Source organism: Mycolicibacterium peregrinum, from assembly GCF_001665625.1.
Classification (GTDB): Bacteria; Actinomycetota; Actinomycetes; order Mycobacteriales; family Mycobacteriaceae; genus Mycobacterium; species Mycobacterium peregrinum_B.
Map to the genome: position 1 here is coordinate 61670 of NZ_LZSY01000088.1, position 10085 is coordinate 71754.

Consider the following 10085-nt stretch of genomic DNA (forward strand, 5'->3'; position numbering starts at 1 on the left):
AATTTCCGTGCCACCCGGGTGGGAACCGTTCACCCGGGTGATCCGGCGGCATGTAACCGTGAAAAAATGCACTCCAGGCCGCTAAACGCGGTCGGGGCGCTTCCTTCTTGGAACGATCTCCCCGGACTCGGCGGCCTTGTCACGTTTGGCTGCTCGCCGTTCCTTGATGGTCATCGCCGGTTTTTTGGGCGTGCGACCTTGGGATTTATCAGCCATCGTTGCTCCTTTTACTCGCAAACAATCACTGAGCCCGACCATACATCAGAAAAAATTAAAAGCCAGTCGGCGGTTTTCGACCGTCGACACCATTGGGCCACCGCTATGCGGGCCGGTGCCTGACCTTCGGGGTGGGGTCGTCGCGGCCGAGGTGCAGACCGGGAGCCAACATCGCCACCCGGTGCCGGTAGTCGCGGTACTGATCACCCAGGTTGTCCACCAGGTCGCGCTCTTCGAGTTGGATCGCCACCAGGATGTAGGCGGTGCTGACCGCCGCGAACAACAGATGGCCCGCGGTCATCGTCGGGATGGCCCAGAACGCGATGATGAACCCGGCCATGATCGGGTGCCGGATCACCCGGTAGAACATCACCGTCTGGAACCCCAGTTCGCGATACGGCCGGCCGCGCCAGTTCAGCCACACCTGCCGTAACCCGAACAGGTCGAAGTGGTTGATCATGAACGTCGAGGCGAACACCGTGGCCCAGCCCAGCCAGAACAGCGCCCACAGAATCACCCGGCCCGCAGTGGATTCCACGTCCCACACGATCGCGGGCATGGTGCGCCACTGCCAGTACAAGAGGAGCAGTGCCAGGCTGGAGAGCAACACGTACGTGCTGCGTTCGATGACTTGCGGGACGATCCGCGTCCATCGGTCCTTGAACCATGGACGGGCCATCACGCTGTGCTGGATGGCGAACACCGACAGCAGCAACAGGTTGACGAGTACGGCCTCGGCGGTGGGGGCGGCGATGCCGGAATCGACCGTGCGCGGCACCACGAAATTGCCGATGAACCCGATCGCGTAGAGGAACGACACCACGAAGAGGAGATAGCTCGCGATGCCGTAGCCGATGATGAGTAGGCGCTTCATGGTGACCTCCTGCCACCGATGGGACAGATGCCGCGCCCTGCTGCCTACCGCAGTAGTGGCCTATTCACGGTAGACCTTGTATCCCCAGGTGAACAGGGGTTTACGGCAGTGTCCGCGCCTACTCTCGCCGGTCTGTCTAGGCGGAACGCTCCGCCTTGGCGGCCTCGCGCGCCAGCATGCGGTCGCGCTGCTCCTCGAACCTGAGGACCTGCTTCTGCAGATCCTCTAGGTAGGTGGCGAGTTGCTCGCGGCGCTTCTCGCCGACTGCGCTCACGTCGTTGCGCTCGAAGATCCGCCATTTCTTGACGTTGGGCATCACCACCTCTTCGAGGTGTTGGCGCAGGTCATAGATGCCGTGCTTGGCCATGATCACGCTGTTGCGGCGCCAGTTGGGCATTCCCCGCCCGGGCATCCGGAACCCTTCGATGATGGCGCACACCGCCTCCATCGCCTGGTCGGGTGAGAGGTCGAAACCGGCGGAGAACACGTTGCGGTAGAACACCATGTGCAGGTTCTCGTCGGTCGCGACGCGCTGCAGCATCGACTCGGCCAGAGGGTCGTCGCAAATCTTGCCGGTGTTGCGGTGGCTGACGCGGGTCGCGAGTTCCTGCAGGGTGGCATAAGCCGCGATCATCAGCGGGCCAGGTTCGTGAATCTCGCGTTCTTCCTCGTCGGGGTCGTAGCCGTTGCGCATGTGTTCCATGCGCATGCGCTCCAGGGCGACGGGGTCCACTCCACGGGTGACGACGAGGTAGTCGCGGATGACGATGCCGTGGCGGTTCTCTTCGGCGGTCCACTGGTTGACCCAATGACCCCAGGCCCGGTCGAGTGAGAAGTGATTCGCCGCGCCGCGGTGGTAGGACGGCAGGTTGTCCTCGGTGAGCAGATTGGTGATCATCGCGACCTTGGCGACTTCGGACAGGCCCGACTGCTCCGGTGCCCAGTCTTCACCGCCCAGCGCCGCGAAGTTGCGGCCGAGGTCCCACGGAACGTAGTCGTGCGGATGCCACTCCTTGGCGACCTTCAGATGGTGATTGAGGCCTTCTTCGGCAACCGGCTCAAGTTCCTTGAGGATCTCGTCGTCGGTCAAATGTCTCTGCACAGAGTCCCTCCAGTTTTGGCCTCGTCGCGCAGGTACGAATGTTGCTCGTCGCGCAATCGGGCCGGCAGTGTTGCCGAGCGTCGATCTCGGTCGATCCCAGCGACGCGTGAATGCACCCGTATCGGGTACAGGCTGGACATCGACAGGCTGTCCCGCCCGTTGCACCGGCTCCCCCATTTCGATGGCGGGACTCCGATACCTTAGCTGGCGGAGCCGATGCCACAACTTGTAGCTCACCGGGGACGGCGAGCTACATCGGCAATCGAGCAGCCAACTTCGGGTTCGACCCGTCTCGACGGTGGTGGTTCGTGGACGAGAGTGAGTTCTCCCACTGTTTGCTTTTGCCGACGCGGCGAACCGCATCAGATCCGGCGCAGCAGCACGGCCTGTTCGACCGGCACGCGTTCGAAGACCCGCCGCACCCGGCCCTTCACATGCTCGGCGGCCTCGGCTTTGGTCACCACCCGCGGATCGGTGAGTTGGATGGTCTTGCCGTGCCGGCGCATCTGCGCGCCGCCGGCTGCGGTGATGTTCTTGAGCCAGTCGCGATTGGGGCCGTAGGTCAGCAGGATCGCGACGCCCCCGTCGGCGGGGAACACCGACAGCGGGGTGCGGTAGCGGGTGCCGGACTTGCGGCCGACGTGTTCGAGGATGCCGTAAAGGGGAGCCCATCCGGCCCAGAGCTTCTGGATGGGGTTGGTGACGTACCGGTTGAGCCGCGCCAGCCATTGTGGGAGTTGCATGGCCCATTGAATCTTGGCCGTGACGGTGGTCACAACCTACTGTGGTCGGATTTCGGTCGGTTGCGTCCGCGTCCTTCTGGGCGGCCTCGGCTCTCAGCCGGCGCGGCTGAGCAGCAGCGTGTGCTCGACACCCGCGCGTGCCATCAGTTGGCGCCACGGCGCCCGCAGATGTGGCAGCGCCTCGGTGGTCGGCACGATTCGGGGCTGATCGACGGGGAAGGTGCGTCCTTGGAATTTCACTCGGCCGCCGCCCGCGTGCTGCAGGTTTTTCACCCAATCCCGTTGTCGCCCATAGGGCAGGAGCACCGCCACCCCATCGTCGGTGCTGAACACCGTGACCGGTGTGCGGTAGACGGTGCCGCTGCGTCGCCCGGTGTGCTCGATGATCGACCAGATCGGCAGGTAGCCCGATACGGGCCGGAAGATCCGGTTGGTGACGCGTCGATTGAACCGAGCGCGGCGGTCTGAGAATCGCACCATCAGATCATCTTGCCGCGCCGGGTCGAATGAGCCGAGACTGAACCCATGGCCTATCTCAAACCGCCGTGGTTCGTCCGGAAGGTGTTCAACCGAGTCGCCATGGCGACCGGCGTGGGGCACAGCGAGACGCTCACCGTGACCCGGCGGACCAACAAGCAGCCGCAGCAGATTCCGGTGGTCGTCCCGGTCGTCGACGGGGTCAGGTACCTGGTGTCGACCCGCGGGGAGTCGGACTGGGTGCGCAACGTGCGGGCCGATCCCAAGGTGCGGCTCGGATCCGCGGAGTACCTCGCGACCGAGGTTCCGGTGCCGCAGCGGGCGCCGGTGATCGCCGCCTATCGCCCGCTGGCGGGGAAGGTGGTGGAGGGTTACTTCCGCGATCTGCCCGACGACGCCGATCACCCGGTGTTCGCGCTGACGCCGGCGGGGTGACCGCGTCCACTACACCCTGTAGTTGACCGATTTGCACCGGCTGGGACACTGGTGGTCATGCGTGTTGACGAACCGCACATCCAGCGATCGGCCCAGCTGTTCGCCGATGCCTGCGCGGTGATCCCTGGGGGAGTGAACTCCCCGGTCCGGGCCTTCAACTCGGTCGGCGGCACCCCGCGGTTCATCACCTCGGCCAAGGGCTACTGGCTGACCGATGCCGATGACAATCGGTACGTCGACCTGGTCTGTTCGTGGGGCCCGGCGCTGCTCGGCCACGCCCACCCGGCGGTCGTGGAGGCCGTGCAGAAGGTGGCGGTCGACGGGCTGAGCTTCGGCGCCCCGACCCCGTCGGAGACCGAACTGGCCGCTGAGATCATCGACCGGGTCGCCCCGGTCGAGCGGCTGCGGCTGGTCAACTCGGGCACCGAGGCCACCATGAGCGCGATCCGGCTGGCCCGCGGTTACACCGGCCGCGCCAAGATCATCAAGTTCTCGGGCTGCTATCACGGGCACAGCGACGCGCTGCTGGCCGACGCCGGTTCGGGCGTCGCCACTCTGGGCCTGCCGTCCTCGCCAGGTGTCACCGGTGCGGCCGCCGCCGACACCATCGTGCTGCCGTACAACAACGTTGCCGCGCTCGAAGAGGTCTTCGGCCGGTTCGGCGACGAGATCGCTTGTGTCATCACCGAAGCCAGCCCCGGCAACATGGGCACGGTGCCGCCGCTGCCCGGGTTCAACGCCGCGCTGCGCCGGATCACCGCGGCGCACGGCGCGCTGCTGATCCTGGACGAGGTGATGACGGGTTTCCGGGTGAGCCGCGCCGGTTGGTACGGACTCGATCCCGTCGACGCCGACCTGTTCACGTTCGGGAAGGTGATGAGCGGCGGCCTGCCTGCCGCGGCGTTCGGCGGCAGCGCCGAGGTGATGGGCAGGCTGGCCCCGCTGGGGCCCGTCTACCAGGCCGGAACCCTGTCCGGTAACCCGGTTGCGATGGCTGCGGGCCTGGCCACGTTGCGCCACGCCGACGACGCCGCTTACGCCCGGGTGGACGCCAATGCCGACCGGTTGGCCGGCCTGCTCACCGGGGCTCTCACCGATGCCGGTGTGGTCCATCGCGTGCAGCGCGCGGGCAACATGCTCAGCGTGTTCTTCACCGACGAGCCGGTCGACGACTTCGCCGCGGCCAAGGCGACCGAAACCTGGCGTTTCCCACCGTTCTTCCACGCACTGTTGGAGGCTGGGGTGTACCCGCCCTGTAGCGCATTCGAAACCTGGTTCGTGTCAAGCGTTTTGGATGACGAGGCGTTCGAGCGCATCGCAGACGCGCTGCCCGGCGCGGCCCGTGCCGCCGCGGAGGCCCGCCCGTGACGAACCGAGCTGTGCCGGTACGAACCACAGTGCACGTGATGCGGCACGGCGAGGTGTTCAACCCCGAAAAGGTGCTCTACGGCCGGCTGCCTGGCTACCACCTGTCCGAGCGTGGGCAGGCCCAGGCCCGGGCTGCCGCGGACTGGTTGGCCGGCAAGGACATCGTCTACGTCGTGGCCTCCCCGCTGGAGCGGGCGCAGGAGACGGCCGCGCCGATCGCCGAGAGTCACGGCCTGGCGATCGACACCGACGACGAGCTCATCGAGTCGTGGAACATGTTCGAGGGGGAGCGGGTGGCCCCGGGCGACGGCGCGCTGCGCGACCCGAGGAACTGGCCGAAGTTGCGTAACCCGGCCAAACCGTCCTGGGGCGAGCCCTATGCCGAGATCGCGCCGCGGATGATGGCGGCCATGCACCGGGCCCGCGAGAAGGCGGCCGGGCACGAGGCGGTCTGTGTCAGCCATCAGCTCCCGGTGGAGACGCTGCGCCGGGCGATGACCGGTCGCAAGCTGGCGCATCTGCCGTTGCCGCACAGCCGGCTGTGCGATCTGTCCTCGATCACGTCGTTCACCTTCGATGACGACAAACTGATCCGATGGGGCTACACGGAGCCCTGGGGAATCTGAATGAGGTCGTTGGTCGCCCGGGTGAGTGCGGCGGTGCTGGCGGGGCTGGTGGTGCTCACCGGCTGCTCGACGGGTGACGACGCGGTGGCCCAGGGCGGCACGTTCGAGTTCGTCGCACCGGGTGGCAAGACCGACATCTACTACGACCCGCCCGAAAAGCGGGGCACCCCAGGAAAATTGAGCGGTCCGGAACTGACCGACCCGAGCCGGACCCTCTCGCTGGACGACTTCGCCGGCAAGGTCGTGGTGATCAACGTGTGGGGCCAGTGGTGTGGGCCCTGCCGGGCCGAGATCGGCCAGTTGCAGCAGGTATATGAGGAGACGCGCCACCTCGGCGTTCAGTTCCTGGGCATCGACGTACGGGACAACAATCGAGACGCCGCAGTCGATTTCGTCACCGACCGCAAGGTCACCTTCCCGTCCATCTACGACCCGGCGATGCGCACCATGCTCGCCTTTGGCGGCAAGTACCCGACCACGGTGATCCCGTCGACGGTCGTGCTGGACCGTCAGCACCGCGTGGCGGCGGTATTCCTGCGTGAACTGCTGGCCGACGATCTGCGACCGGTCGTCGAGCGGTTGGCTGCCGAAGGACAGCAGCCATGACGGGATTCGCCGAGATCGCCGCCGCCGGGCCGGTGCTGCTGGCGCTCGGGATCAGCGTGCTGGCCGGATTGGTGTCGTTCGCTTCGCCGTGCGTGGTGCCGCTGGTGCCCGGCTATCTCTCGTATCTGGCCGCGGTGGTCGGGGTGCAGGAGGGTCCGGTGGCGACCGAGGCCGGGGCTACCCGGCAGGCCACCAGGACCGCGCGACTGCGGGTGGCCGGCGCGGCCGCGTTGTTCGTCGCGGGCTTCACCGTGGTGTTCCTGCTCGGCGCCGTGGCCGTCCTGGGGATGACCACCACGCTGATCGCCAATCAGGTTCTGCTGCAACGCATCGGCGGTGTCGTCACGATCCTGATGGGCCTGGTGTTCGTCGGCTTCGTCCCGGCGCTGCAGCGTCAGGCCCGGTTCGCCCCGCGGCAGTGGTCCACGATGGCCGGCGCACCGCTTTTGGGCGCGGTGTTCGCGCTGGGCTGGACCCCGTGCCTGGGCCCGACGCTGACCGGTGTGATCGCAGTGGCCTCGGCCACCGACGGCGCGACCGTGGCGCGCGGGGTGGTGCTGGTGCTGGCGTACTGCCTGGGACTGGGTATCCCGTTCGTACTGCTGGCCCTGGGTTCGGCGCGGGCGGTGACGGGCTTGGGCTGGCTGCGCCGGCACACCCGCACCATCCAGATCTTCGGCGGCGTGCTGCTGATCCTGGTGGGCACGGCCTTGGTGACCGGCCTGTGGAACGAATTCGTATCGTGGGTGCGCGACGCCTTCGTCAGTGATGTGAGGCTGCCGATCTGATGGTTACTTCCGACTCGCGAACAGACCCGCAGGTACCCGAGACTCGGCGGCCCGGGGTGTTTTCGCGTCTGCTCGCGCTGGTTCGGAACACCTGGCGCACCCTGACGTCGATGGGCACGGCGCTGGTGCTGCTGTTCCTGCTGGCCCTCGGGGCGATCCCGGGTGCGCTGTTACCGCAACGCAGCCTCAACGAATCCAAGGTCGACGAATACCTGGCAGCCCATCCCACCCTGGGACCGTGGTTGGACCGGGTGCAGGCCTTCGATGTGTTCTCCAGCTTCTGGTTCACCTCGATCTACGTGTTGCTGTTCATCTCCTTGGTGGGTTGCCTGACACCGCGGATGATCGAGCATTTCCGGAGCCTGCGTGCGGTACCCGTGCCTGCGCCGCGCAACCTGGGCCGGCTCCCCAAACACCAGGCCGAGCAGGTGACGGGCGACGCCGACGAGATCGCCACAACGGTGACGCGGCGGCTCAAGGGCTGGCGCACCGTCACCCGCAAGCAGGACGGCTCCACCGAGATATCGGCCGAGAAGGGCTACCTGCGCGAGTTCGGCAACATCGTCTTCCACTTCTCGCTGCTGGGTCTGCTGGCGGCCGTCGCCGCGGGGAAGCTGTTCGGCTACGAGGGCAACGTCATCGTGATCGCCGACAGCGGGCCTGGATTCTGCACCGCCTCGCCGGCTGCCTTCGACTCATTCCGGGCGGGCAACACGGTCGACGGCACGTCACTGAGCCCGGTCTGCCTGCGGGTCAACAGCTTCGACGCCGACTATCTGCCCACCGGGCAGGCGTTGTCGTTCGCCGCCGACATCGACTACCAGTCCGGCGATGATCTGGCCGCGAACACCTGGCGGCCCTACCGTCTTGAGGTCAACCATCCGCTGCGTATCGGCGGCGACCGGGTGTATCTGCAGGGCCACGGGTATGCGCCGTCGTTCACCGTGACGTTCCCCGACGGGCAGCAACGCAGCCAGACCATCCAGTGGCGCCCCGAAGAACAGACAACCCTGCTGTCCTCGGGCGTCGTGCGCATCGACCCGCCCGCCGGTACGTATCCCGACGCCGAGGAACGGCGCAAACACCAGATCGCGATCCAGGGACTGTTCGCGCCCACCAAGCAACTCGAGGGCACGCTGCTCTCGTCGAGTTACCCCGCGCTCAACGATCCGGCGGTGGCCATCGACATCTATCGTGGCGACACCGGCCTCGACACCGGGCGGCCGCAGTCGTTGTTCTCCCTCGACCCCCGGTTGATCGATCGCAAGCAGCTGACCAAGGCGGCCCGCGTCAACCTGGTGCAAGGCCAGGACACCCGGCTCGATGACGGCACCAAGGTCCGCTTCGACGGTGCGGTCCCGTTCGTCAATCTGCAGGTCTCACACGACCCGGCCCAGGTGTGGGTGCTGGTGTTCGCGATGTCCATGATGGCCGGGTTGCTGGTGTCGTTGGTGGTGCGTCGACGCCGTATCTGGGTTCGGATCCAAGCTGCTCCAGCAGGTACGGTGAACGTCGAGCTGGGCGGGCTGGCCCGTACCGACAACTCCGGCTGGGGCGATGAGTTCGAGAAGCTGACGGAGCGGTTGTTGGAGGGCTACGAGCAGCCGGCGGCAGGAGAGAAGGCGGAGCAGTGAATACCGAGCACATCGATATCGGGCTTGCCAGGTACTCCGACTGGGCGTTCACGTCGTCGGTCGTGGTCCTGGTCGGGGCGCTGATCCTGCTCGCCGTCGAACTTGCCTACAGTCGCGGCCGCAAAGTCGAAACCCGTGAACTGGTCGGCGCGACCGTCGGTGCCGACAGTGTCACTCCCGGCGTCGTCGCCGAGGAACCCCGGCGCCCGTTCGACGAGCGGGTCGGCAAGACCGGGCTGGCGCTCACCTACGTCGGCATCGGCATGTTGTTCGTCTGCATCGTGTTGCGCGGCCTGGCCACGTCGCGGGTGCCGTGGGGCAACATGTACGAGTTCATCAACCTGACCAGCTTCTGCGGCCTGATCGCCGCCGCGGTCGTGCTGCGCAAGCCGCAGTACCGCGTGCTGTGGGTGTTCGTTCTGGTTCCGGTGCTGATCCTGCTGACGGTGTCGGGTCGCTGGCTGTACTCCAACGCCGCGCCCGTGATGCCTGCGCTGCAGTCCTACTGGCTGCCCATCCACGTGTCCGTGGTGAGCCTCGGCTCCGGGGTGTTCCTGGTCGCCGGTGTGGCCAGCATCCTGTTCCTGCTGAAGATGTCGCCGCTGGGCGAGCCCGGGCGGGAAGGCGCCGTCGCGCGGATCATCGATCGGCTGCCCGACGCGCAGACCCTGGACCGTATTGCCTACCGCACCACGATCTTCGCGTTCCCGATCTTCGGTTTCGGGGTGATCTTCGGTGCGATCTGGGCCGAGGAGGCCTGGGGCCGGTACTGGGGTTGGGATCCCAAGGAGACGGTGTCGTTCATCGCCTGGGTGGTGTACGCGGCCTATCTGCATGCGCGCTCGACCGCGGGTTGGCGGGACCGCAAGTCGGCCTGGATCAACGTGGTGGGTTTCGTCGCGATGGTGTTCAACCTGTTCTTCATCAACCTGGTGACCGTGGGTCTGCATTCGTATGCGGGGGTTGGCTAGGCACCGTCCGGTTGGTGAGATGACCGTGCGGAAGCGTGTGGAAAAGAGGGGAATTCGTGTCTGAGCCAGTGTCCGAGCCAGTGTCTGAGTCAGTGTCGGAGCCGTCCGAAGCGCAGGATCCCGCACCGCAGGACATCAGCGAACCATCGACAGATGCGCCGGCAGACGAGCCTGCTTCGGTCGATCCGGACACCCCGGAGCCGAGGCTCACCACGGACACGTGGATGGGCAGCCAGTAGGACTGT

Annotated in this window: 13 protein-coding genes; 8 read left to right on the top strand and 5 right to left on the bottom strand. The window is 66.5% G+C overall.

Annotation, left to right across the window (positions count from 1 at the left end):
* Nucleotides 1–81: 81 nt before the first annotated feature.
* From A5779_RS34795 to A5779_RS12665, 5 genes are all read right to left on the bottom strand, one after another.
* Nucleotides 82–216 (bottom strand): hypothetical protein, encoded by a 135-nt coding sequence (locus tag A5779_RS34795; RefSeq protein ID WP_269085843.1) that lies wholly within the window; start codon nucleotides 214–216, stop codon nucleotides 82–84.
* A gap of 103 nt (nucleotides 217–319) precedes the next feature.
* Nucleotides 320–1090, bottom strand: a complete 771-nt coding sequence (gene mddA / locus A5779_RS12650; protein ID WP_064882302.1) for a methanethiol S-methyltransferase — start codon at nucleotides 1088–1090, stop codon at nucleotides 320–322.
* Nucleotides 1091–1226: 136 nt separating this feature from the next.
* Nucleotides 1227–2192, bottom strand: coding sequence for an acyl-ACP desaturase (locus A5779_RS12655; RefSeq protein WP_064882304.1), 966 nt, complete (start codon nucleotides 2190–2192; stop codon nucleotides 1227–1229).
* Between the two features lie 362 nt (nucleotides 2193–2554).
* Complete coding sequence (locus A5779_RS12660; protein WP_064882344.1) at nucleotides 2555–2935, bottom strand: nitroreductase family deazaflavin-dependent oxidoreductase; 381 nt, start codon at nucleotides 2933–2935, stop codon at nucleotides 2555–2557.
* A gap of 93 nt (nucleotides 2936–3028) precedes the next feature.
* The gene (locus tag A5779_RS12665; protein ID WP_064882306.1) at nucleotides 3029–3415 is read right to left on the bottom strand and encodes a nitroreductase family deazaflavin-dependent oxidoreductase; all 387 of its coding nucleotides are present in this window, start codon (nucleotides 3413–3415) and stop codon (nucleotides 3029–3031) included.
* Nucleotides 3416–3460: 45 nt separating this feature from the next.
* Here A5779_RS12665 and A5779_RS12670 point away from each other — a divergent pair, with 45 nt between their 5' ends.
* From A5779_RS12670 to A5779_RS34020, 8 genes are all read left to right on the top strand, one after another.
* Complete coding sequence (locus tag A5779_RS12670; protein WP_064882308.1) at nucleotides 3461–3847, top strand: nitroreductase/quinone reductase family protein; 387 nt, start codon at nucleotides 3461–3463, stop codon at nucleotides 3845–3847.
* A gap of 57 nt (nucleotides 3848–3904) precedes the next feature.
* The gene (gene hemL / locus A5779_RS12675; protein ID WP_064882310.1) at nucleotides 3905–5215 is read left to right on the top strand and encodes a glutamate-1-semialdehyde 2,1-aminomutase; all 1311 of its coding nucleotides are present in this window, start codon (nucleotides 3905–3907) and stop codon (nucleotides 5213–5215) included.
* 38 nt (nucleotides 5216–5253) lie between these two features.
* Nucleotides 5254–5841 carry a histidine phosphatase family protein gene (locus A5779_RS12680; RefSeq protein WP_064882312.1) on the top strand — a complete coding sequence of 196 codons (588 nt, stop codon included), beginning with the start codon at nucleotides 5254–5256 and terminating at the stop codon, nucleotides 5839–5841.
* On the top strand, nucleotides 5842–6447 hold the full coding sequence (locus tag A5779_RS12685) for a TlpA family protein disulfide reductase (protein ID WP_064882314.1): 606 nt from the start codon (nucleotides 5842–5844) through the stop codon (nucleotides 6445–6447). It abuts the gene before it with no gap.
* Nucleotides 6444–7235, top strand: a complete 792-nt coding sequence (locus A5779_RS12690; RefSeq protein ID WP_064882317.1) for a cytochrome c biogenesis CcdA family protein — start codon at nucleotides 6444–6446, stop codon at nucleotides 7233–7235. The genes A5779_RS12685 and A5779_RS12690 overlap by 4 nt, the downstream gene beginning before the upstream one ends.
* A complete protein-coding gene (gene resB, locus A5779_RS12695) occupies nucleotides 7235–8869 on the top strand; it encodes a cytochrome c biogenesis protein ResB (protein ID WP_207549071.1) in 1635 nt (544 codons plus the stop codon). Before A5779_RS12690 ends, resB begins: the two co-directional genes overlap by 1 nt.
* Entirely contained in the window at nucleotides 8866–9840 is a 975-nt protein-coding gene (gene ccsB / locus A5779_RS12700) for a c-type cytochrome biogenesis protein CcsB (protein ID WP_064882320.1), read from the top strand. The genes resB and ccsB overlap by 4 nt, the downstream gene beginning before the upstream one ends.
* Before the next feature lie 80 nt (nucleotides 9841–9920).
* Nucleotides 9921–10079, top strand: coding sequence for a hypothetical protein (locus tag A5779_RS34020; protein ID WP_165609776.1), 159 nt, complete (start codon nucleotides 9921–9923; stop codon nucleotides 10077–10079).
* Nucleotides 10080–10085 lie beyond the last annotated feature (6 nt).

What these genes read in the sequence shown, in the direction of transcription:
- resB (WP_207549071.1), top strand. Translation starts at nt 7,235, where the DNA reads ATGGTTACTTCCGACTCGCGAACAGACCCGCAGGTACCCGAGACTCGG.
- hemL (WP_064882310.1), top strand. Translation starts at nt 3,905, where the DNA reads ATGCGTGTTGACGAACCGCACATCCAGCGATCGGCCCAGCTGTTCGCC.
- A5779_RS12685 (WP_064882314.1), top strand. Translation starts at nt 5,842, where the DNA reads ATGAGGTCGTTGGTCGCCCGGGTGAGTGCGGCGGTGCTGGCGGGGCTG.
- A5779_RS12680 (WP_064882312.1), top strand. Translation starts at nt 5,254, where the DNA reads ATGCGGCACGGCGAGGTGTTCAACCCCGAAAAGGTGCTCTACGGCCGG.
- A5779_RS12665 (WP_064882306.1), bottom strand. Translation starts at nt 3,415, where the DNA reads ATGGTGCGATTCTCAGACCGCCGCGCTCGGTTCAATCGACGCGTCACC.
- mddA (WP_064882302.1), bottom strand. Translation starts at nt 1,090, where the DNA reads ATGAAGCGCCTACTCATCATCGGCTACGGCATCGCGAGCTATCTCCTC.
- A5779_RS12690 (WP_064882317.1), top strand. Translation starts at nt 6,444, where the DNA reads ATGACGGGATTCGCCGAGATCGCCGCCGCCGGGCCGGTGCTGCTGGCG.
- A5779_RS12670 (WP_064882308.1), top strand. Translation starts at nt 3,461, where the DNA reads ATGGCCTATCTCAAACCGCCGTGGTTCGTCCGGAAGGTGTTCAACCGA.
- A5779_RS12660 (WP_064882344.1), bottom strand. Translation starts at nt 2,935, where the DNA reads ATGCAACTCCCACAATGGCTGGCGCGGCTCAACCGGTACGTCACCAAC.
- A5779_RS34795 (WP_269085843.1), bottom strand. Translation starts at nt 216, where the DNA reads ATGGCTGATAAATCCCAAGGTCGCACGCCCAAAAAACCGGCGATGACC.